We start from the raw sequence: 21,791 nt of genomic DNA on the forward strand, positions 1-21,791 counted from the left end.
AACCGCCCTATTGTAGCATTGCGGCCCTCACCTCTCACTGCCGATGGCGGGAGAATCCCGCGAATCGAGGGCATCGTGATCGTGGCAGTCGGGCTCGATATGGTCGAAATCGAAAGGTTTGCCGCGGCCCTGGCCCGTCGCGGGGCCCGGTTTCGCCAGCGCCTGTTCACCGATCAGGAGTGGGAGGCCTGTCAGGGGCGCCCCGATCGGCTCCAGGCCCTGGCCGCCCGTTTCGCCGTCAAGGAGGCGACCCTCAAGGCCCTGGGCACCGGCTGGTCCCGAGGACTGGGCTTTCGCCAGATCGAGCTCCTGGGCCGGCGGGGAGCCCCGCCGGAGCTACGACTCCACGGACCGGCCCACGACCGGGCGGTGGAACTCGGCGTCCTTCGCTCGCACGTCAGCCTGACCCATCAGCCGGGCATCGCCGCCGCTGTCGTCGTCCTCGAAGGTTAGGACGGTTCAGGGTCCTTCAATTCGATGACACCGGACTCCCGGAGTCGCTTGAGGGTGCGTAACGCGTCGGCCTCTCGCATCGGTGCGATCTGGATGATCGATCGAACATCCCAGCTGCCATCCAGACGGCTGATCATGAAGAACTCCGTCGGCGAAAAAGTCTCCGATTCCAGGTCGGCCAGGGGCTTCGTCAGCACGGCGATCTTGGAGGCGGGAAGGAAGTAGCGATAGGCCTTCTCCGCAAACTCGGCTTCCGCCTCCGCGGTCAGGCGTCGCAGGGACTCGTCACCGGGGAAACGGGCGTAGATCTCGTCGAGGATGTCCAACGACTTCTCGAACTCACCGTGTTTCATCAACACGCGTACTTCTTCGAGACGCGTGTTCAACTGATGCCCCTTGGAATCCTCCAGCGCCTCGACCGTCTGCGTGGCCTCAACCGCCTCCGAGAGATCGGCGGCGACCGACTCGACGTTATCTTTCGAGGAAGACTCGGGCTCCCAGTTGGCCAGCAGATCCTCCAGTGGTTCGCCGTCGTCGTCCTTCAACGAGGGCCCGGCGACCGGCGGTGTGGCCGTCAGGATCGTGGGTGGAGGGTCGGTCGGGGTGGGTTCTTGCGTGGAGGCTTCGGCGACCGGAGAGGCGACCGGGGTCGGCCCGGCAGACGGCGCCGGTTCGGACTCCTCGGGCGCGGCCGCCAGTGGAATCTCGTCGTCCGCCGCCGGTAGTGTGGCGGGTAGCGCTTTCGTCGGGGCCGGAGTCTCCTTCAGGCCGCTGATCGCCACGACGCCGGCGCTGTGCAACTCGTAGAGGAACTTCTTGACGACGAATTCGCTGCCATGGGTATGCAGCAGGATGTCGTCGACGGTTCGCTCGCCGTCGATGGCCTCGAAGAGCGTCATGGCCATCTTGTTGTCCAGGACCGCCGTCGGAGGTGCGGTGCCGGTCTGACTGAGGACGATGCGCGGATTGTGGAACGTGTCTTTGATCCGTCTCATCTCGTCGTAGCGTTGCACGCCACGGAGGAGGACGTCGTCTACCCGGAGTTGGACGGCAAAGGTGACGTCCTCGTCATTGAGCTCGTTGTTGAAACGAAAGACCGCGTCCTCCCAGTCGAATAGACTGAAGATCGTCTCTTCGGCCTGCGACTCCAGATAGCGGGTCAGGTCGTCGGGGAGGATCGCCTTCATCTCGACGAGGATCTCGCCGAGCGGGCGTCGCTTACCGGTCTGTTCCTGCAACGCGCGGGAGAGGGTCTGCTCGTCGATGCTCCCACGGGCCAGCAGGAACTGCCCCAGCTTCTGCGGAGGATCGTCGGACATGCAGCCGACGATGATCCCGTCACGAAGACAGATCGATTTGCGCACCTTTGCCCGCTCAAGTTGCAGCGTTCCGGTGGCACGTGACGTGCCAATCCATTGGAGCAAGTCGGGCAAAGGCATCGACTTCAGCGTTCCGAACAACGGCATCTGGGACCCTCCCTGTTCAATCTATGTCTGGGGCGTCCGCGGGCAAGGGGAAGGACCCGTCGTCGTGATAAACTCCGGCCGAATTAGGCGGTTCGACCTAAATTTCCCGAAAAGACGGCTCGGAGGGTCCGATGGAACAGTGGCGAATCCCTCAGCGCGAGGTTCCGGTCACATTACGTCTCTACAGCGGGCGGCAGTCTGAGGGTCAGTTCTTCGTCGCCGACGTCGCCGACGCCCACGGCCGGGTCTACTCCCTCACGGACCGTCTCAATGACGACGGGGAACGGTTTCTGGCGTTCTCGGGAGAGACCAGACGCTTGATCGCCAAGGCTTCAATCCTCTACCTGGTGCTGTCCGAGGACGTCGGGGAAGGGGACCCCGAGGACGCTCGCCCAACGGTCACGCTCACCTTACGCGACGGCAGCGAACTCTCCGGTGATCTGCCGTTCTCGATGCCCCCGGATCGCCATCGACTTCTGGACTTTCTCAACGCGGCGCCGGCATTCGTGCGCCTGGAAAAAGGCGGTCGTCGTTGGCTGGTCAATCGCGACGCAATCCAGGATATCCGCGAGGACGAGGCCGAGAAGAACTAGCCCGCGACCCGCTCCAGCAGTAGCGCCCCACCAAGCCCACCGGAGACGCACAGTGTCGCCAGGCCGAGACGGGCCTCCCGTCGTGCCAACTCGTGGAGCAGCGTGACGACAACCCGGTTCCCGCTACATCCGATCGGATGACCGAGCGCGATGGCACCGCCGTTGACGTTCAACTTCTCGGGATCGAAACCAAGCTCGCGATCGACCGCAAGCACCTGCGCAGCGAACGCCTCATTCAGCTCGACCAGATCGATCTCATCCAGGGCGACCTCGGTCCGTTTGAGGAGACGTCGGACCGCAGGGACAGGACCGATGCCCATCACCTCGGGATCGACTCCCTCGACCTGATACCCGCAGACACGTGCCAGCGGCTCGAGGTTGAGTCGCTCGACCGCCTCCTCCGATGCCACCACCATGGCGGAGGCGCCGTCGGTGATGCCGCTACTGTTGGCGGCGGTGACGGTGCCGTCGGCCTGGAACACCGGTCGCATTCGTGAGATTCCGTCGGCCGTGACGCCGGCGCGGGGATGCTCGTCCCGTTCGACGGTCACGACACCCTTCCGCGTCGAGATGTCCACTTTCATCATCTCCGCGTCGAAGCGGCCATGCTCGACGGCGATCTCCGCACGCTGTTGACTTCGGGCGGCGTAGGCATCCTGCTCTTCCCGTGAGATCTCGCCACGCGTGGCCAGCGTCTCGGCCGTCTGACCCATCAACTTGTCGCAGATCGGGTCATGGAACCCGTCTCGATACATGCCATCGGTCAACTCCTGATGACCCATGCGGAAGCCCCAGCGGGCATCGAGCATGTAGGGGACCCGACTCATCGCCTCCATCCCGCCGGCCACGACGACCTCCGCCTCGTCCAGGCGGATGGCGCGGATCGCCGCGAGGATCGACTGCATGCCGGATAGGCAGGCCTGATTGATCGTCATGGCCGTCTTCTCGACAGGGATCTCGCTGCGAATGGCGACCTGACGGGCGGGGTTGGGTCCGCAGCCGGCCTGGCGTGCGTGACCGAAGATCACCTGATCCACCTGGTCCGGAGCCAGCCCACTGCGGCGGATGGTCTCTTTGCAGACCGCGGTTCCGAGGTCGACGGCGGTCTGAGATGCCAGCCCCCCGTTGAACTTCCCGATCGGGGTGCGAACGGCGGCGGCCAACAGGACTGATCGTTCCATGAGCTAGCTTCCTTTTGTCGACGCGGATCCCGGCCGGGCGACGTTGATGGAATCTCCGACGCCCCGACCGAGTGTCGTCGCGGCACTCCGCTCACGACACGCGATCTCAAGGTAGCCTGACGAGCCGATCACTGCGAACGGTCTTCCGTCGGGAGCCTGATAGTCCCGTCGTAAGCCGGAGATCTGCACATCGCCACTTTGCACGACCAGACTCTCCGGCGCCCCGTCTTTCAGCTGGTCACGATGAAGATCGACGACCAGGTTGCCGAAGCGATCGACCCAGACGATCTCCACCGACCGCTGCTCGCCCGGTAGAAGGGGCTGCGGTCGGTCCGGCGTGGGTAACGCCGCAGCGGTTCCTAGCGCCTCGATTGTCACGCCGTTCAGGAGCTGTGCGGCGAGCGGGGCGAACAGGTCCCGGCCGTCGAAGGTGGTGGCAACCTGTTCGAGTCGCCAACGGTCGGCGTCCACGCGGATCCACGCGTCGATCGGGTGACGCGCGACCACGCGATCGAGGGCTCCGTTGTCGGGCGCGAGGAACCGGTGCCCCCGGCACGACGCGGCCAACACGTCACGGTCGCCGCCGACGCCGGGATCCACGACACAGAGATGAACACTGTTCGCCGGCGTGTACGGAAACGACGACTCGAGCACGAAGGCCGCGCTCCGAATGTCATGAGACGGAAGCTCGTGACACAGATCGACGATCGGTGTCGTCGGGGCGAGCCCACAGAGCGTGGCCTTCATCTGACCGACGTACGGATCCGCCAGACCGAAGTCCGTCGTCAGGGTCACCACCGATGCGGAGGTTTTCATAGCCGTGTCGCCAGTCTGTCAGTGGTGAGGGCAGACGGCAAGCCGATTGACACGCAAGGGTGAGGACTCGACAATGAATGCATGAAAGCGTCTCAATTGCTTGGCGGTCTCTTGCTGATCCTCGTCGCCGTGTCCACCGTAGGGGCGCAAAACGAGGTCCATCGCGGCCTGGGTTATCTCGGGCCGCCGGAACTACTCCCGGCGTCCGCCGTGGCGGGTTCGGTCCCACCGTTGGTTTTCGTCACCGCACGTTGGGAAGACGACGGCTGGGACGAAGCCCGACGTCGTCTGACGACGGCGTCCGATCGTGGGCTCGAGACTGTCCTGGTGCTTGACGGCGATCCGGACATCTCGGCCGAAGGCGCCATCGAGTCCTGGCGGCGCTTCGTTCGCGCCGCCCATCGGGAACTGGGCACATGGGTCGATCACTACCAGATTCACGGATCCACCGGCGAGAGCGACGCGACGAACGCGGAGGACTACGCGTTCCTCCTGAAAGACAGCGCGGTTGCCCTTCGCGCCGCGGCCGCGGGGGACGACCGCGCTCCGTCCATCGTCCAGGCGACGTTGACCGGCCGGCGACTGGACTGGCAGGAACGACTCTGGAATCTGGATGTCGCGGCGTATGTCGATGTCCTACCGATCTCAATTGCGGGCGACGCTAGGGCCGACGATCGGCGGGCGTGGTTAGGCCGCGCTCGCCAGGCCCAGTTACAACATCCGCCCGCGAGTCGTCTGTGGGCCATCGTCTCGCCCGGCTCCGATCCATGGGACGCACCGGCGGCTGCGGTCGAGGCTCTGGCGTTAGGCGCCGACCGTGGCGTAGCCCGGATGGGAGCCGGTGACACGGAGCAACTCCGGTGGCTCCTCGGTGTTCATCGGAGGGTGTCCGAAGGCTACGCCCCGGCACCTCTGGGCCAACTCTCGGTGAGCGATGGAGACGGGCAGCCGCTACCCGGTGGGTTGGCGTTGGCGCGGTTCTTCAACGACGCAGATTTCTCGACGTTGGTCGTCTTTCGCGCGCCGGGAGACACGGCGGAGTTTCCGACCGATCGGCTGGTGATCGATACGAAGCGACTTCGAAACCCGAAGCTGCTGGACCTGCATGCCGACGCCGATCGAAGCCTACGCAGCGTCTCCGTTGGCGGGAGTCGGGCCATCGTCGTTCCCCGGGGACCGGCTCCACTCCTGGTCCGCTACGTGAAGGGTGCCGGTGGGCTGGAGGCGCCGTCTCAGGAAATCCAGCGGACCGGTAGCCGGGACCTGACGGCCGAGGAGATCATCGCCCGCTACCAGCAAGTTCAGCGTGAGCAGGACGATCGTCTCGATCGCTGGACCGGCAAGGCCCGCACCGACTTTCACTTCAAGCTCGGAACGGGCGGCAGCTTCGATCTTTCCATCGAGAGTGTCTACTACTGGGAGCGTGGCTCCCAGGTCGAGTGGGAGCAGACCGAGTACTTCGTCAACGGGACGAAGGTTCGTTGGAAGAACATCCCCGAGATTCCGTTCTTCCAGCCGGAGAAGGTTCTGACGCTACCGTTGGATCTCACGCTGGATCGAACGTACGCCTATCGTCGCGCGGGGCTGGATCGGGTGGATGGGCGTAAGGCCTACGTGCTGGCGTTCGAGCCGATCCCCGAGCTTGCCGACCAGAGTCTCTACCGGGGAAAACTCTGGATCGATACCGAGACCTTCGAGCGGGTCAAGGCCAACGCCATCCAGACCAACCTCACATCGCCGGTCCTCTCCAACGAGGAGGTGGATCTCTTCGACATCTCGACGGACCGCGAGGGTCGTCCCTATCGCATGCTGTCCAGGATCGAGGGGCAGCAGATCTGGTCCGCCACCGGACGGAACTTCGTCGTCCTGCGGGACGTCGAGTTTCTCGAATACGACCTGAACCCGACGGTCGAGGAGTTCGAGGCCCGGCGTGCGGCATCTTATGCCTCCGACAACCAGATGTTGCGGGACACCGACGACGGCTTCCGCTATCTCCAGCGGGAGGAGGACGGGACCCGCACCGTCAAGACCGAAGTGAATCGTAGTGCGATCTTCGCCGCGGCCGGTGCGTTCAAGGACGGCTCCAGCGACGGGTTCACGCCGCTGGCCGGCGTCAGCTATTTCAACTACGACCTGTTCCACAAGGACATCCAGTTCAACGTGCTGTTCGCCGGTGTGCTGGCGTTCGCAAACGGCTCCAAGCCGAATGTCTGGGGCAGCAAGTTCGACATCACCGTCGATGCGACACTCTCGGCCCTGAAGGGATCCGACGAGAGATTCGCCGGTGACGACGAGCTTGTATTCGAGACCATCGAGCGACGCTCCCAGAGTCTGGCGGTCCGGGTCTCGAGGCCGTTCGGTTCGTTCTTCAAGGCCAACCTGATCGGTTCGGCGCGGGCCTGGAGCTACTTCGACGACAAGGACACCGAGCGTCTCTTTGACGATCTGCGGATGGATCCGATGAACCCGGTTGATCTGGAATACCGACTTCCGCAGGACCACACGCTGATCGCTACCGCGCTCGATGCCGAGTACAACCGGCGAGGCTGGTCGCTGACCGCCAACGTGACGCGGGCCAGTCGTTCCGAGTGGGAGGAGTTCGGTCTCTTCGATATCGGCAACGACACCTACCTCGTCTATGACCCGATGACGGAGGCTTATATCCCTGGAGCACCGGAGGAGGTGTTTGACTCGTTCATGCGCTGGCGGGTCTCCGCGTTCAAGGAGTGGTACCTGGCAAAGTTTCAGAAGCTCCGTGTCGCGGCGAGTTTCCTGGAAGGCGAGGACCTGGATCGGTTCTCGAAGTTTCAGTTCAGCCTTCTCGGCGCCGATCGGCTGGCGGGATTTGCCGGCAGCGGCGTGCGGTTCGATCGCGGAGTCATCGTCCGGACCGGATACGCCTTCAACCTGTTCGACGTCGTCCAGCTCGACGCCCTCGTGGAGAACGCCAGTGTCGAGGAGAAAGCGCTGGACCTCGGGAGCCAGTCGTTCACCGGTGTGCGTCTCCAGGCCAACACGGTGGGACCCTGGAAGACCGTCATCAACCTGAATTACGGCTATGCCCTGAAATCCGACATCCCGGAGCTCGAGGGCGAATCCGAGCTGTTTCTGTTGATCCTCAAGCTCTTCTGATGGGAATTTGCTATTGATTCCACGGAATTACTTCGGATATTGGAACCCGTCGCACCCTGACTGAGGAGTCCGTTGTGTACATCCTGGGCATCAATGCCTATCACGGTGATTCTGCTGCGTGTCTCGTAGTCGACGGCAAACTGGTTGCCGCCATCGAGGAAGAGCGGATCCGTCGGATCAAGCACTGGGCCGGATTCCCGTCCGAGGCGATCCAGTTCTGTCTCGACTACGCCGGATTGAAGATCTCCGACATCGAACACATCGCGATCGGTCGGAACCCCTCGGCTCATCTCCACAAGAAAGTGTTGTTTGCGGTTCAGAGTCGCCCGTCGTTTGCCAAGATCAAGGATCGTCTGGCCAACATGGGCAAGGTGCGAGATCTGCGCAGCACGTTAGCCGAGGCGCTGGAAGTCGACCCGTCGCAGATCAAGGCGACGATGCACAACGTCGAACACCATCGTGCTCACATGGCGTCGTCGTTCCTGCTCTCGCCCTTCGACGAGGCGGCCTGCCTGACCATCGACGGCATGGGAGACTTCGTCTCCACGATGTGGGGTCACGGCAAGGGCAGTCGCATCGATGTCGACCAGTGGATCGAGTTTCCCCATTCGATGGGTCAGTTTTACACGGCGGCGACGCAGTACATCGGCTTTCCGTATTACGGTGACGAGTACAAGGTGATGGGGCTGGCGCCCTACGGCGAGCCCGAGTATCTCGACGCGTTCCACGAGATCATCCGACTCAAGGACAACGGGAAGTTCGATCTCGATCTGGACTTCTTCAATCATCACTCCAAGGGCGCGGAGATGCAGTGGGAGAACGGTTCGCCCCAGCTGGGTGCCGTGTTCACCGACGCCTGGGCCCGACGCTTCGGTCCCGCACGACAGAAGGACGAGCCCCTCGAAACGAAGCACCTCAACATCGCCCGCTCGGTTCAGGCGATGGCGGAGGTCGTCTATTTCCACACGCTCAACCATCTGGCCAAATCCACCGGGAGTTCGCGGGTCTGTCTGGCCGGTGGCTGCTCGTACAATTCGGTGGCCAACGGCAAGATCTTCGAGCACACACCGTTTCGCGACATGCACATCCACCCGGCCGCCGGGGACGCCGGGACGGCGGTGGGTGCCGCGTACTGGGTCTGGAACGTCGAGCTGGGTCAGCCACGCAACTACGTTCTGCCCAACGCGTATCTCGGGCCGGAATACAGCGATGCACGGATCCGTGCCGATCTGGATGCGGCCGGGCTGCCATACGAGTGGATCGATGACGAACAGGCGCTCTGCGATCGAACCGTCTCGCGGATCGTCGAGGGCGAGGTCGTGGGCTGGTTCCAGGGACGTAGCGAGTGGGGGCCGCGGGCCCTCGGGAACCGGTCGATCGTGGTCGACCCGCGTCGCCCCGACATGAAGGAGATTCTCAACGAGCGGATCAAGCGTCGTGAGAACTTCCGTCCCTTCGCCCCGTCGATTCTGGCGGAGCGCTCCGGCGAGTACTTCGAGGATTCGTACCCGGTGCCCTACATGCAGCAGGTCTACATGATCCGGCCGGAGAAGCGTGCCGAGATTCCCGCGGTGACCCACGAGGACGGCACCGGTCGCCTGCAGACGGTCGCCAGGGAAGAGAACCCTTTGTACCACCGACTGATCTCGACTTTCGGCGAGAAGACCGGAACGCCGATCGTTCTTAACACCTCGTTCAACGAGAACGAGCCGGTGGTCAACGAACCGGGGCACGCCATCGATTGCTTTACGCGCACAAAGATGGACGTGCTGGTCGTGGGGAAGGCCTTCCTCCGTAAGGAAGGTTAGCGGGACGATGGCGATCAAGCTGATCGTCCAGGGGCTCAGGCGTTCGGGGACGACGATCTTCTGGCGAACGCTGCGGCAGGATGCTCGTCTGACCTGTTTCGACGAGCCGTTCAGTCAGCAACTCCAGTACCTGCCAAGCACGAAGCTGATCTACAACCCGCAAGAGTTCCACCGACTCCTGCAGCGAGACGGGGTCGCGTTCTGGGAGCGCTTCACGCCGATCGGTGCCAACGAGGAATTGCGCTCGGGGTTCAGTGACCGTCAGCGAAACTGGTTACGATTCCTGGCGGACGAGGGCGAACAGATGATGTTCGACACGACCCGCTGCCAGTACAAGATTCAGGATCTGCACGACGAAGCACCCGACGCCGTCTTCGTGCATCTCTACCGCCACCCCGCGAGTCATGCGACTTCCCATATGCTTCCCCGGCGCACGGGGCGCTTCGCCGGGATCCGTCGCTGGTTGGACAAGCGGCACTTCTTTACCCGTGACGGCAAGTACAACGGGTGGCAGTTCGAGAAGATCATCGGCAAGACGACCGACTCGCTGTTCGCCCATCGCCTGGCGGAATCCGGCATCGACCCCGCGACGGTCTACGCCTTGCCTGCCGTCGGGCGGCTGATGGTCTACTGGCACCACTGTTTCAACAAGGTGGAGCAGGACGGACGCCGGATCTACGGGCGACGCTTCGTCTCGTTGAACTTCGACGCGTTCTGCGACGATCCACTGGCGACGCTGGGGAAGGTCTACGACGCGTTGGAGATGGAACTGCCGGAGTTCGACCTGTCGACCATCCATCCCGCCAACAAACCGCATCGGCACGACGCAGCGGAGTGGAAGCAACTGGCACCCTGGAGCGAGCTACCGGACACGAACCCGTGAGAGGCCTGCGACAGGGTGTGTCTGTTCTCGCCCTGTCGTTGCTAGCGTCCGGAATCGCCGTCGGTCAGTCCGTCGTCCTGTTCGACGGGCAGCCGCGGAACACGATCGTCGTCCCTGACCTCCCAAGCGATGAGGAACGCTACGCCGCAGACGAGCTCCGCCTGCATCTCGAATTGGCCACGGACGCGGAGTGGCGGGTCACGGCCGGCGGGGACGGGACGATCCACATCGGCGGGACGGACGACGAGCTCCCTGCGGAAACGTGGAGACGGCGGGTCGTCGATGGGCAGCTTCATCTGTTCGGAGGGGCACCACGCGGGACCCTTTACGCCGTCCATCGTTTCCTCGAGGACGTCGTCGGTGTTCGCTGGTGGACGCCGTGGGACACGAAGATTCCGCACCACGATCGGCTGCAGGTCCGTGAAGGGGAGTGGGGCGGTCGGCCCGCGTTTCCGATGCGGGATCTCTTCGATGGGTTGGACGATCCGATCTTCGCCGCACGCAGCGGCCTGAACGGGCATTTCACGAAGCTCGATCGCGCGCTGGCACCGAACTGGCAGTTCGGATCTCCGGGCTACACCCACACGTTCTACAAGTGGATCCAACCGGAATCGGTCTTCGATCATCACCCGGAGTGGTTCTCGGAGCACGATGGGCGACGGTTCCACGACGGTGGACAGCTCTGCCTCTCCGACGAGGCGTTGCGAGACCGGATCGTCGCGCGGCTACAGTCCAACCTGGCGCTCGCACCACGCATCTACAGTGTCTCGCAGAACGACTGGAACGGGGCGTGCGAGTGTGTGCCGTGTCAGGAACTGGAGGCCCGGGCTGGTGGGAAGTCCGGCGCAATCCTGGATTTTGTCGGCGAGATCGCTTCTCGGGTCCCGGAGCTGCAGATCGAAACGCTGGCCTACGGATACTCCGCCGGCCCGCCGGCGGAAGCGACCATCCCACCTAACGTCATTCTGCGTCACTCCACACTCAAGCATCGTGACTTCGCCCGCCCGTTGCAGCACCCACGCAACCGTGAACACCTACAGCAGCTGCAGCGTTGGTCTCAGCTTGCGGAGACGCTCTGGGTCTGGGACTACGCCGTCCACTACGGAAGCCATGGCGACATGCCGTTCCCGCGGCTGCGTCGCATGCAGCGGGATCTGAGGTTGTACGAGCGGGTCGGAGTGCAGGGCATCTACTACCAACACGACGACCCACTGGCCGACGACCTGCGAGATCTCTCCCGTTGGTTGCTGGCGCAATGGATGGTGGATCCCGATCGCAGCTACCGCGTTCTGGTGCGGGAGTTTACCGATGGGTTCTACGGCGACGCCGCCCCTCTCGTGCGACGTTATCTCCGTCTTCAGAGCCGCGTGGCTCGACGGCAACGGGGGGAGATCCGCTACCGGGCACCGACCGAAGCGTTTACGGCGATCGATCACCGGTTCCTCGAGCGTGCGGCAACCCTCTGGAATGCCGCCGAGGCGGCGGTCCCCGCTGGAAGCCGAGAGCACGAGCGGGTCCAACACGGACGCCTGACCCTCGATCGGGCGACGCTCGTCCGTTACCGGCAGTCCTCGCGGGATCTCTCCGGGCAGCGGATCTGGCCCATGGATACGGATCTGTCGACCCTGATCGCCCGCTACCGGGAGACCTGGCAGCGCGAAATCGAGCGTCGTCTTCCCGAATCCAGTCGAGCCGCGGCCCGGGCCGAGGTCGAACGTGAGATCCGCTGGTTTTTGGGGTTGAATTAGAGACGATCGTCGATAGATTCACGACGTGACCGAAGCGGGGGATCCGATGACCGAACTCAACGCGCTCACCGGACGGCGGATCGCCGTGACCGGAGGGGCAGGTTTCCTCGGCCGGGCCGTCGTCGCGGAGCTCACACGTCACGGTTGCCCGCCTCCCTTCGTGCCGCGGAGCGCCGATTACGACCTGACCACCGAGGAAGGTGTCGACCGCTTCCTCGCGGACGCTCAACCGGACCTCATCATTCATCTGGCCGCACGGGTCGGAGGGATCGGAGCGCACGACGCAAATCCTGGCGCGTTCCTCTACGACAACCTGATGATGGGCGCTCTGCTGATCGAACGCGCCCGCCGAAGGGGAGTCGGTCGGTTCGTCTGCGTCGGCTCGATCTGCTCGTATCCCGCACAGACCGCGGTTCCCTTTCGGGAGGAAGACCTCTGGGAGGGTTATCCGGCGGAGACCACCGCGCCCTACGGTCTGGCCAAGAAGCTGCTTCTCGTGCAACTCCAGGCCTATCGCCGACAGTACGGGATGGACGGCATCTATCTGATGCCGGTCAACCTCTACGGGCCTCACGACAACTTCGATCCCGAGACGTCCCACGTGATCCCGGCGTTGATCCGTCGATGTAGCGAGGCGCGCGACGCCGGCCGTGACGTCGTCACCTGCTGGGGAACCGGCGTGGCCACCCGGGAGTTTCTCTACGTGGACGATTGCGCTGTCGGAATCGTCCGTGCCGCGGCGCTCTACGACGGGCCGGAGCCGGTGAACCTGGGTTCGGGGCAGGAGACCTCGATCCGCGACCTGACCGAGCGGATCGGACACGCCGTCGGATTCACCGGACGGTTCGAGTGGGACGCCAGCAAACCCGACGGGCAGCCGCGGGTCTGTCTCGACACACGACGGGCCCGGGACGGGTTCGGTTTCGAGGCCCGTGTCGGACTCGACGACGGGCTCGCCCGTACCTCCGCGTGGTACGAGGCATCGATGGGGAGCGGATAAGAACGACCTGCCGTTGACAGTGTCGGGGTGGACTACTAGAGTGCTTCGCCCTCCCCGAAACACGTACAAAACGCCTTGCGTAACGATCGGCGCGCCGGGATGAACTCGGTTGCGACAAAGGAGCTTGCTACGTCGTGGAACATCTCATCAAACCGCACGGAGGAGAGTTGGTCGACCTCGTCGTCGACGCCGCCGCCGGAAACCAACTCAAGGAATCTTCGAAGGACTGGCCGTCGTGGGATCTGACCGCGCGTCAGATCTGCGATCTCGAACTTCTGCTGAACGGCGCATTCTCGCCGCTGCGCGGATTCATGACGCGCAAGGACTACGATTCGGTCTGCAAGGAGATGCGTCTCGCCGACGGGACTCTCTGGCCGATGCCCATCACGATGGACGTCGACGAGTCCTTCGCCAACTCCCTCGAGGTTGGCGGTCGTGTGGCGCTGCGTGACCCGGAAGGCGTCATGCTGGCAGTGTTACACGTCGAAGAGGTCTGGCAACCGGACCTGAAGGCCGAGGCCAACGCGGTGTTCGGTTCGACGGACATCAAGCACCCCGCCGTCGATCATCTGCTAAATCGATCCAACAGTCACTACGTCGGTGGCCGACTGGAGGGAATCCAGTTACCGGCCCACTACGACTTCCGCACCCTGCGCGAGAGTCCGGCAGATGTTCGTCGCGAGTTCGCAAAGATGGGTTGGAAGAAGATCGTCGCCTTCCAGACCCGCAACCCGATGCATCGTGCCCATCACGAGCTGACGCTGCGTGCGGCCAAGGAGGTCGAGGCCAACCTGCTCGTCCATCCGGTCGTCGGTCTGACCAAGCCCGGTGACCTGGATCATTACACCCGTGTCGGTTGCTACGAGGCGATCCTCAAACGCTACCCGGCCCAGACCGCCCGGCTCTCGCTGTTGCCCCTGGCGATGCGCATGGGTGGGCCTCGCGAGGCCGTCTGGCACGCGATCATCCGCAAGAACTTCGGCTGCACCCATCTGATCGTCGGTCGGGATCACGCCGGCCCCGGCAACGATTCGAAGGGCGAGCCGTTCTATGGGCCCTACGACGCCCAGGAGATGATGCAGAAGCACGCGGAAGAGATCGGCGTCGCGATGGTGCCGTTCAAGCTGATGGTCTATTCGGAGGACCACGCGGCCTACTATCCGATCGATGAGGTCCCGGAGGGGGCGAGGGTTCTGAACATCTCCGGCACGGAGTTGCGTCAGCGTCTGGCCGAGGGACGTGAGATTCCCGAGTGGTTTACGTTCCCCGATGTCGCTGCCGCGTTGCAGCAGCGTCATCCTCCACGGGCCAAACAGGGCTTCACGGTTTTCTTCAGCGGGCTGTCCGGCGCCGGCAAGTCGACTATCGCCAACGTCCTCCTGGTGAAGTTCCTCGAGATGGGTGGCCGACCGGTCACGCTGCTGGACGGCGATATCGTCCGCACGAACCTCTCGTCGGAGCTGGGCTTCTCGAAGGAGCATCGCAACATCAATATCCGTCGCATCGGTTACGTCGCGTCGGAGATCACGAAGAATGGCGGGATCGCCGTCTGTGCTCCCATCGCACCGTACGACGAACTTCGTCGGGAAGTGCGGGAGATGATCGAGCCACTGGGCGGATTCATCCTCGTCTACGCGGAGACACCGATCGAGGTCTGTGAACAGCGGGATCGCAAGGGACTCTACGCCAAGGCGCGTGCAGGGCTGATCAAGGAGTTCACCGGAATCTCCGACCCCTACGAGGAGCCCAAGGATGCCGATGTGGTGATCCTCACCACCGACCACACGCCGGAAGAGGCCGCCAATCAGATTCTCTTGCATCTCGAGCGAGAAGGGTACGTCGGCGTCCCGAGTCAGGACTGATGTCACGGACCGATGACCTGAAGCGGATCGAGGCCGCGCTGGCCCGTGCCTGCGCCGTCGTCTCCCGTTTTACACCGGGGGAGATCGAGCATCGAGTCAAGTCCGGAAACGATCCGGTGACCGAGGCCGACACCTCCATCAACGATTGCCTACTCGAGACCCTTCCCCGTGACGGGGAGGGCTGGCTGTCGGAGGAGACCGTCGACTCCGAGGAGCGTCTGGGCAAGGAACGGGTCTGGGTCGTCGATCCTCTGGACGGCACCCGGGAGTTCGTCGCCGGGATAGCGGAGTGGTGCATCTCCATCGGTCTGGTGGAGAACGGTCGCGCCGTGGCGGGTGGCATCGCCGTGCCGTCTCACGACCTGACGGTGATTGGATCCTTGGAGACCGGTGTCCTGACCAACGGCCAGAAGACGACCGTCCGTCCCCACGCAGACGTCGACGGGATCACGGTCCTCGCCAGCCGCAGCGAGGTCCGTCGCGGTCAATGGGATCGTTGGAACGCCGGACCGATCAAGGTCGAGCCCACCGGCTCCGTGGCCTACAAGATGGCCCTGGTGGCCGCAGGAAGGGCCGACGCGACCTGGACGCTGGTCCCGAAACACGAGTGGGATGTGGCCGGCGGAACGGCCCTGGTGCTTGCCGCCGGCGGCGCGGTGTGGACCGTGGAGGGGGAAGAGCCCATCTTTAATCGTCGTCACCCGTTATTCCGTGGTCTGATTGCGGTTCCGGGAACGCTGGAAGATCCCGTCCGAGTCTTGCTGGCGGAGGCCATCGCCGAGTTGGACTGAGCACGGGATGCGGGGCCGCATGCGGTTTTTCTTCATCGTCGCGATGGGTCGGTCGGGAACGCACTTCCTTTCCGCATTGCTTCAGAGCGACCCCCGTGCCGTCGTCCATCACGAACCCAGTGCCTGGGATCCGCGTCTGCACATGTTGAGAAACGTCAGCCCCGACAACCGCGCGCTGGACGACGCGTTGGAGGAGCGATTCCGCCCGCTGCTGGCCGCCGCAGGCGACGTGCCGATCTACGGCGAGACCAACTCGCTCCTTCGGTTCCAGATCGATTGGTTGCGTCGTCGGTTCGATCCGACCTTCATCCATCTCGTTCGCGACGGGCGCGCGTACGTGCGCTCCGTGTGGACCCGACCGGCCTACACCTCCTACGAGCTTGAGGGGCCGATCGTACCCGGCAACGACGATCCATTCGCAGAACGCTGGAGCAGCATGGATCGTTTTCAGCGTCTTTGCTGGTCCTGGCGTCACACCAACGAATTCATCGAGTCCAGGGTCGATCGCCCCGTTCGATTCGAGGACCTGCTCAAAGACTACGAGGTCTTTCGCACACAGGTACTGCAGCCGACCGGCGTCGAGGTGGGGCAGGCGACCTGGGAGCGCGAGGTCAAACGACCGAGCAACACGAGTCGGCAGTATCGCGTCAAGAATCGGTTGCGACGCTGGATCCGTGGCAACGCGATCATGCCCGAGATCGCTCCGCTGCCCCCGTGGTCTGATTGGTCCAGCCAGCGGAAAGAGCAGTTCCAGGAGATCTGTGGCGCGATGATGGAACGCTACGGATACACGAAGACCGAGTAGCTTCCGATGTGCGGTATCAATGGAATCGTTCGATTCGATGCCGGTGCGACGCCGGTCTCACGGGAAGAACTGCTGCTCACGCGTGAGTCCATGGCGCTCCGTGGGCCCGACGGATCGGGGCTGTGGCTCGATGAGAACGGCCACGTCGGTCTCGGTCACCGACGACTGGCGATCATCGATCTGTCCGACGCCGGTGCCCAGCCCATGAAAAGCGCCGACGGTCGTTACACGTTGGTCTTCAACGGCGAGATCTACAACTACCGTCGTCTTCGTGAGGCCCTCATCCGCGACGGTGCGAATTTTCGATCCCACTGCGACACCGAGGTCCTCCTCGAACTCTATGCCCGTCACGGGGCAGCCATGCTGCCGCGGCTCCGGGGGATGTTCACGATCGCGATCTGGGATCGGCGCGAGCGCTCTCTCTTCCTGGCTCGGGACCCGCTGGGGATCAAGCCGCTCTATATCGCAGACGACGGGCGCCATCTGAGGTTCGCCTCGCAGGTCAAGGCACTGCTCGCCGGCGGTGCGGTCGACGCCACCGTGGACCCGACCTCGGTGGCCGGGTTCCTGATGTGGGGGAGCGTGCCCGAGCCCCGGACGCTCTACCGATCGGTGCGGGCCGTGCCCGCAGGTCACTACCTCCTCGCGACCGACGGTCGTGTGGGAGATCCCGTCCCGTACTACGACCTGACCCGTCCACCTCGTCCCGACGACTCGACTCTGGAGGCGACCCTCGAAGAGTGTGTCGGCGATCATCTGGAGTCGGACGTGCCGGTGGCCGTCTTTCTATCGAGTGGTCTGGACTCGAGCCTTCTGGCAGCCCTCGCGCGACGAAAAGCTCCCGAGGGGCTGACGACCTTCACCTTGCAGTTCGACGAGTTTGCCGACACCGAGCGGGATGAGGCGCCGTTGGCCAGGCAGATCGCCGAGAGCCTCGGGACGAAACATATCGAGCGTCGTGTGGGCAAGCAGGATTTTCTGGCGTTGTATTCCGACGCGCGCCGGGCGATGGATCAACCCACGATCGACGGGTTCAACACCTACATGGTCTCCCACGCCGTCCGCGAGGCTGGTTTCAAGGTCGTCCTCTCCGGTCTAGGCGGAGATGAGTTGATGGGGAGCTACGACTCGTTCAGTGATGTGCCGCGATGGCAGAGACGAAGCCAGCGACTGGCGAGTGTTCCCGGACTGTCGTCAATCTGGCCTCGGTTGGCGTCGCTGAGCGGTGGACGACCGAAGCTTCGTGGCCTGTTGCGCTACGGCCCCACGCTTCCCGGCGCCTACTTCCTGCGACGGGGACTGTTCCTTCCCGAGGAGCTGCCCAGGCTGCTCGGGACGAGCGCGGCCGCGGACGCGCTGGCAAACTATTCGCCGCTGCAGGATGCCGGGAAGTTCCTCGACGACGACGTCGTGGCACAAGAGGGTGTCTGGCGCGCGGTTCATGTGATGGAGACGACGCAGTACATGCGTAACCAATTGCTCCGCGATTCCGACTGGGCGTCGATGGCCCACTCGCTGGAGCTGCGTGTCCCGTTGGTGGACGCGGTCCTGCGGGATCGCTTCGACGCCGCCCACTTCGAACCGGCACAGAGCCACGGCAAGTCCGCGGTCGTGCGTCGGGTCGCGCCCGAGCTCCCGGCGGAGATCTGGAATCGACCGAAGTCCGGGTTCGGCATCCCGGTCGCCGGTTGGATCGACGAGACCCTCGGTCACGATGTGCCGCAGGGTGAGGCGTCGCGGGCTCTGGCGCTGCGGGTGCTGCGGGACTTCAACGTGGACCTCGATGCGAATGGCTGAGACGCTCCTCAAGCGGCTGCTGGCCGGTGGCGCATGGGCGCTGGCGGGGAAGTTCGTCACCGCCGGTTCGGAGCTGTTGGCTCTCGGTTTGTTGGCCCGTCTCCTCAGCGACGATCACTTCGGCGCCTACATGCTGGCCTACACGACGATCACCGGTGGCGCGATGCTGGCTCAGGTCGGGCTGCACATGGCCGTCGTCCGCTTCGTCGCCGAATTCATCGGCACGGGACGACCGGAGAAGGCCCGCCGTGTGGTCGTGCGATGCGCGCAACTTCTGTTCGTCGGCTGTTTGGTCATCGGAAGCATCCTCGCGTTCGGGGGCGGAAGTTGGTTGGCCCGATCAGTGTGGAATTCATCGACGTTGGCGGCGGCGATGGGCGCGGTCGCCATCTGGGCCGTTCTGCGTGCGATTCAGGTCTTCGTCTCCGAGGCATTTCGCGGGCTCAAGGACATCCGGTTGGCAACGGTCTTTGGCGGCACCATTGCCCGGGTGTTGTTTCTGGCGCTGCTGTTCTACGTTTCACATACGAGTGGCTCGCTTCAGTTGATTGACGCCGTCTACATGATCTCCGCGGCGACGGCGTTCAGCCTACTGATCAGCGTTACGTTGCTCGCCATCCGCATCTCACGTCTGCCGGTCGGCGGGACCATGGGAGTCCGGGAGATTCTTGGAGTCTCGACACCGATGTGGGTGACCGGGCTGACGGCATTAGTCCTGACCCAGTTCGATCTCTGGGTCATGGGCGCCTTCTTCAGCGAGGACCAGGTCGGCGTCTACGGGGCGGCCGCCCGGCTGGTCACCGTGGTATCCATGTCCCTGACCCTCGTGAATCTGGTGGTGCCGCCATTTATCGCCGATCTTTACGCGAGGGGAGAGCGGGAGCAACTCCAGCGCGTCCTTCGCGCGACGGCGACCTTTGCGGGGTTGCCGGCGTTCCTGGTACTGGCGACGTTCATCTTTGCCGGCGGGACCGTGCTCTCGCTGGTCTACGAGCCACGTTTCGCCGAGGGTGCCACGATCCTGGCGTTGCTCTCTGCCGGTCGACTCGTCAATGTCCTGACGGGGAGTTGTGGCATCACCCTCGGCATGACCGGGCACCAGCGTTACCTGATGGGGATCACCCTGGTGGTCGGCGTCGGCATGGTAACCAGCGCGCTGTTGGTTCGCGATCACTACGGAACCGTCGGTATCGCGACGGTGGCCTGTGTCGGCATCATCGTTCACAACCTGGCGATGTGGCTGACGACACGTTGGGTCGCCGGGCTCTGGACCCACGTCGGCATCCCGAGACCGCACGAGATGCGGACGCTGTATGGACGGATTGTCGGGCGTCGCTAGGGCGCCGTCTTTCGGGTCCGTAGGTAGGCCAGGGCCTGACGTCGGTTGACGATTCGCCCCTCCAGTACACGCTCCTCGACCTCGCGTAGGATCCGCCCCACATCCTCGCCGGCATCGACGTCACAGAGTTTCATCACGTCGTTACCCGTGACGGGTCGCAACAGGGGACGCTTCCTTAGCGACTGTGCCGTCTCGAGCAGCGCCGCCAGGGTCGACTCCAGTCGCTCCATACGTTCTGTGGGATCGGGCGAACCGGAGCCCCGGGCGTCGGCTGCGGCGTGGGCACACAGGATCGGTAAGAGGGGTCCGGCTTCGTGCGCCAACCGACGCAGGCCGCGCCTTGACGGTGGGCCATCGGCCAGGTGACCCGGACGAAGGTGCCAGCGGATCAGTTTGCCGACATCGCGGCGCAGGTCCCTGGACGCGTGGAGTCTTCTGAGGCAGGCGTCGGCCATCTTCTCGCCGAGAACCTCGTGCCCGTGAAAACTGGGGCTGCCGTCCTTCTTGACGCCCAGGGTGGCAGGCTTGGCGATGTCGTGAAGCAGGAGGCTCCAACGCAGGAGGGCCGTCGAAGCGGCATCCATGGACTTCGAGACCCCGGGCAACGGGGTGCGCCGACAGGTCTCGCGTAAAGTCTGCAGCGTGTGACTCCAGACGTCCGGACGCCCTTCGCCTGCAACGCAGGACTGAAGTGGGACGAGTTCGGGAAGCACGGCGGGCAACAATCCGAGCTCTTCGATCACCGCCAGCCCGCGATCGGGGCGCCGGGACAGAAGCAACTTCTGAAGCTCATCGCGGATCCGCTCCGGCGAGGCACGACCGAGGGCACGTTTCTGGGCGCCTGCCGCGCGACGTGTCTCGACCGTGGCATTGAAGGTCGGTAGCGTCCCGTGGAAGCGCGCCAGACGCAGTGCACGCACGGGATCCTCTCGAAAGCGTTTCGCATCGATGGTTCGCAGGCGTTTACGCCGCAGATCCGCGAGACCGCCGTGGGGGTCGTGGAACGTCTGCTCCCGCAACGAGAAGGCCATCGCGTTGATCGTCAGTTCGCGCCGGGTCAGATCCCCGTCGAGCCCGCGACGCTCGGCCAGGACCAGGTCGACCGTGCCGTCGTCGACGGCGAAACGCCACGTCGTGACGCCGCGTTTGCGAAACGAGAACCCGCGGGTGTCCCAGGTCGATTGCAGGATGCCGACGAGGCGACGAGAACCGGTCGTGACCAGTAGATCGAGGTCGCCGGAGGCGCGACCCATCGCCGCGTCACGGATCCCGCCACCGACCCAGTAGAGATCGATCGCCTGGTCGACGGCGATCTTCGACAGCTGTCGCAGCAACGGGTTGCGCTTACAGCGACCCCGCAGTCGTGTCACGAGTGTCCTGCGGGTCATCCCGCGACATCCGCCAGGGCGTCGACGAATTGCGCGCGGACCGACTTGCGAAGGCCGTTGTGACCGTCGGCGTCGAACGAAGAGATATCGACCGGTTCGAGAACCTGAACCGTCGCGACGCCGGAACGCACCTTCCACGTCCCCGGGCGCATGATGCGATGGGTTCCGTGGATCACGACGGGAACGACCGACACGCCGGCACGCATGGCCAGGTGGAAGGGTCCCTTCTTGAACGGCTGCAGTTCGCCGCTTCGACTGCGGGTACCCTCGGGGAACAACAGGACGTTGCGCCCGGCCTTGATCCGCTCGATCGCCGTATCGAGGGAGCGGATCGCGCGATTGCGGTTGCCACGGTCAATCGGGATGAACCCCGCTGCCCGCATGGCCCAGCCCATGGCCGGGACGCGGAACAACGATGCCTTGGCAACGAAACGTGTCGTCAGCGGTAAGACCCGTAAGAGCACCCAGACATCGAGGTAGGACTCGTGGTTGACGACGTAGATGCAGGGCTGGTTCGAGGTCAGCCGGTCGAGGTTCCGGTAGACGACCCGCGTCCCTGTCACCCACAGCATCGCGCGAGCCCACGCGCGACCCGCCCGCATCGTTCCGTGGCTGTCACCGTTGAAAGAACTGACGATGGCACCGGGAATGGCACAGAGCGGTGTGACCACGAGGAATACGAGCCATGATAGAAATCCACGAACCATCGCTACCCCGTGTCGAGAGGGG

17 protein-coding genes are annotated in these 21,791 nt (G+C 64.0%); 12 read left to right on the top strand and 5 right to left on the bottom strand.

Going from position 1 to position 21,791, the window contains the following annotated elements; all coding sequences use genetic code 11:
* Positions 1 to 75: 75 nt before the first annotated feature.
* Positions 76 to 453, top strand: coding sequence for a holo-ACP synthase (locus OES25_08240; protein ID MDH3627632.1), 378 nt, complete (start codon positions 76 to 78; stop codon positions 451 to 453).
* Here the strand turns inward: OES25_08240 and OES25_08245 are convergent.
* Positions 450 to 1,919: a DUF4388 domain-containing protein gene (locus OES25_08245; protein ID MDH3627633.1), complete on the bottom strand. Its 1,470-nt coding sequence runs from the start codon at positions 1,917 to 1,919 to the stop codon at positions 450 to 452. The genes OES25_08240 and OES25_08245 overlap by 4 nt on opposite strands.
* Before the next feature lie 131 nt (positions 1,920 to 2,050).
* On the opposite strand from OES25_08245, the gene OES25_08250 reads away from it, so the two are divergent.
* Positions 2,051 to 2,512 carry a hypothetical protein gene (locus OES25_08250; protein ID MDH3627634.1) on the top strand — a complete coding sequence of 154 codons (462 nt, stop codon included), beginning with the start codon at positions 2,051 to 2,053 and terminating at the stop codon, positions 2,510 to 2,512.
* On the opposite strand, the gene OES25_08255 is transcribed toward OES25_08250, so the two are convergent.
* Positions 2,509 to 3,693 (bottom strand): acetyl-CoA C-acetyltransferase, encoded by a 1,185-nt coding sequence (locus OES25_08255; protein ID MDH3627635.1) that lies wholly within the window; start codon positions 3,691 to 3,693, stop codon positions 2,509 to 2,511. The two genes, OES25_08250 and OES25_08255, sit on opposite strands and share 4 nt — an antisense overlap.
* Positions 3,694 to 3,696: 3 nt before the next feature.
* The gene (locus tag OES25_08260; GenBank protein ID MDH3627636.1) at positions 3,697 to 4,509 is read right to left on the bottom strand and encodes an SAM-dependent chlorinase/fluorinase; all 813 of its coding nucleotides are present in this window, start codon (positions 4,507 to 4,509) and stop codon (positions 3,697 to 3,699) included.
* An 81-nt stretch (positions 4,510 to 4,590) separates the two neighbouring features.
* Here OES25_08260 and OES25_08265 point away from each other — a divergent pair, with 81 nt between their 5' ends.
* The 10 genes from OES25_08265 to OES25_08310 all read left to right on the top strand — a co-directional run bounded on the left by OES25_08265 (position 4,591) and on the right by OES25_08310 (position 19,674).
* Positions 4,591 to 7,641 carry a hypothetical protein gene (locus tag OES25_08265; GenBank protein MDH3627637.1) on the top strand — a complete coding sequence of 1,017 codons (3,051 nt, stop codon included), beginning with the start codon at positions 4,591 to 4,593 and terminating at the stop codon, positions 7,639 to 7,641.
* A gap of 74 nt (positions 7,642 to 7,715) precedes the next feature.
* The gene (locus OES25_08270) at positions 7,716 to 9,449 is read left to right on the top strand and encodes a carbamoyltransferase (GenBank protein MDH3627638.1); all 1,734 of its coding nucleotides are present in this window, start codon (positions 7,716 to 7,718) and stop codon (positions 9,447 to 9,449) included.
* A gap of 7 nt (positions 9,450 to 9,456) precedes the next feature.
* Positions 9,457 to 10,332, top strand: a complete 876-nt coding sequence (locus OES25_08275; GenBank protein ID MDH3627639.1) for a sulfotransferase — start codon at positions 9,457 to 9,459, stop codon at positions 10,330 to 10,332.
* Positions 10,329 to 12,080: a DUF4838 domain-containing protein gene (locus OES25_08280; protein ID MDH3627640.1), complete on the top strand. Its 1,752-nt coding sequence runs from the start codon at positions 10,329 to 10,331 to the stop codon at positions 12,078 to 12,080. Before OES25_08275 ends, OES25_08280 begins: the two co-directional genes overlap by 4 nt.
* A gap of 46 nt (positions 12,081 to 12,126) precedes the next feature.
* Positions 12,127 to 13,080: a GDP-L-fucose synthase gene (locus tag OES25_08285; protein ID MDH3627641.1), complete on the top strand. Its 954-nt coding sequence runs from the start codon at positions 12,127 to 12,129 to the stop codon at positions 13,078 to 13,080.
* Positions 13,081 to 13,214: 134 nt separating this feature from the next.
* The gene (locus OES25_08290) at positions 13,215 to 14,942 is read left to right on the top strand and encodes a bifunctional sulfate adenylyltransferase/adenylylsulfate kinase (GenBank protein MDH3627642.1); all 1,728 of its coding nucleotides are present in this window, start codon (positions 13,215 to 13,217) and stop codon (positions 14,940 to 14,942) included.
* Positions 14,942 to 15,733: a 3'(2'),5'-bisphosphate nucleotidase CysQ gene (locus tag OES25_08295; GenBank protein MDH3627643.1), complete on the top strand. Its 792-nt coding sequence runs from the start codon at positions 14,942 to 14,944 to the stop codon at positions 15,731 to 15,733. Before OES25_08290 ends, OES25_08295 begins: the two co-directional genes overlap by 1 nt.
* Positions 15,734 to 15,752: 19 nt before the next feature.
* The gene (locus OES25_08300) at positions 15,753 to 16,538 is read left to right on the top strand and encodes a sulfotransferase (GenBank protein MDH3627644.1); all 786 of its coding nucleotides are present in this window, start codon (positions 15,753 to 15,755) and stop codon (positions 16,536 to 16,538) included.
* Positions 16,539 to 16,544: 6 nt separating this feature from the next.
* Positions 16,545 to 18,335 (top strand): asparagine synthase (glutamine-hydrolyzing), encoded by a 1,791-nt coding sequence (gene asnB, locus OES25_08305; protein ID MDH3627645.1) that lies wholly within the window; start codon positions 16,545 to 16,547, stop codon positions 18,333 to 18,335.
* Positions 18,328 to 19,674: an oligosaccharide flippase family protein gene (locus tag OES25_08310; GenBank protein MDH3627646.1), complete on the top strand. Its 1,347-nt coding sequence runs from the start codon at positions 18,328 to 18,330 to the stop codon at positions 19,672 to 19,674. Before asnB ends, OES25_08310 begins: the two co-directional genes overlap by 8 nt.
* On the opposite strand, the gene OES25_08315 is transcribed toward OES25_08310, so the two are convergent.
* Positions 19,671 to 21,062, bottom strand: coding sequence for an HD domain-containing protein (locus tag OES25_08315; protein MDH3627647.1), 1,392 nt, complete (start codon positions 21,060 to 21,062; stop codon positions 19,671 to 19,673). The genes OES25_08310 and OES25_08315 overlap by 4 nt on opposite strands.
* Positions 21,059 to 21,769, bottom strand: a complete 711-nt coding sequence (locus tag OES25_08320) for a 1-acyl-sn-glycerol-3-phosphate acyltransferase (GenBank protein ID MDH3627648.1) — start codon at positions 21,767 to 21,769, stop codon at positions 21,059 to 21,061. The genes OES25_08315 and OES25_08320 overlap by 4 nt, the downstream gene beginning before the upstream one ends.
* Positions 21,770 to 21,791: the final 22 nt, after the last annotated feature.

It is taken from the genome of Acidobacteriota bacterium, from assembly GCA_029861955.1.
Taxonomy (GTDB): domain Bacteria; phylum Acidobacteriota; class Polarisedimenticolia; order Polarisedimenticolales; family Polarisedimenticolaceae; genus JAOTYK01.

What these genes read in the sequence shown, in the direction of transcription:
- OES25_08245 (MDH3627633.1), bottom strand. Translation starts at nt 1,919, where the DNA reads ATGCCGTTGTTCGGAACGCTGAAGTCGATGCCTTTGCCCGACTTGCTC.
- OES25_08250 (MDH3627634.1), top strand. Translation starts at nt 2,051, where the DNA reads ATGGAACAGTGGCGAATCCCTCAGCGCGAGGTTCCGGTCACATTACGT.
- OES25_08255 (MDH3627635.1), bottom strand. Translation starts at nt 3,693, where the DNA reads ATGGAACGATCAGTCCTGTTGGCCGCCGCCGTTCGCACCCCGATCGGG.
- OES25_08260 (MDH3627636.1), bottom strand. Translation starts at nt 4,509, where the DNA reads ATGAAAACCTCCGCATCGGTGGTGACCCTGACGACGGACTTCGGTCTG.
- OES25_08265 (MDH3627637.1), top strand. Translation starts at nt 4,591, where the DNA reads ATGAAAGCGTCTCAATTGCTTGGCGGTCTCTTGCTGATCCTCGTCGCC.
- OES25_08275 (MDH3627639.1), top strand. Translation starts at nt 9,457, where the DNA reads ATGGCGATCAAGCTGATCGTCCAGGGGCTCAGGCGTTCGGGGACGACG.
- OES25_08285 (MDH3627641.1), top strand. Translation starts at nt 12,127, where the DNA reads ATGACCGAACTCAACGCGCTCACCGGACGGCGGATCGCCGTGACCGGA.
- OES25_08295 (MDH3627643.1), top strand. Translation starts at nt 14,942, where the DNA reads ATGTCACGGACCGATGACCTGAAGCGGATCGAGGCCGCGCTGGCCCGT.
- OES25_08300 (MDH3627644.1), top strand. Translation starts at nt 15,753, where the DNA reads ATGCGGTTTTTCTTCATCGTCGCGATGGGTCGGTCGGGAACGCACTTC.
- asnB (MDH3627645.1), top strand. Translation starts at nt 16,545, where the DNA reads ATGTGCGGTATCAATGGAATCGTTCGATTCGATGCCGGTGCGACGCCG.
- OES25_08310 (MDH3627646.1), top strand. Translation starts at nt 18,328, where the DNA reads ATGGCTGAGACGCTCCTCAAGCGGCTGCTGGCCGGTGGCGCATGGGCG.
- OES25_08315 (MDH3627647.1), bottom strand. Translation starts at nt 21,062, where the DNA reads ATGACCCGCAGGACACTCGTGACACGACTGCGGGGTCGCTGTAAGCGC.
- OES25_08320 (MDH3627648.1), bottom strand. Translation starts at nt 21,769, where the DNA reads ATGGTTCGTGGATTTCTATCATGGCTCGTATTCCTCGTGGTCACACCG.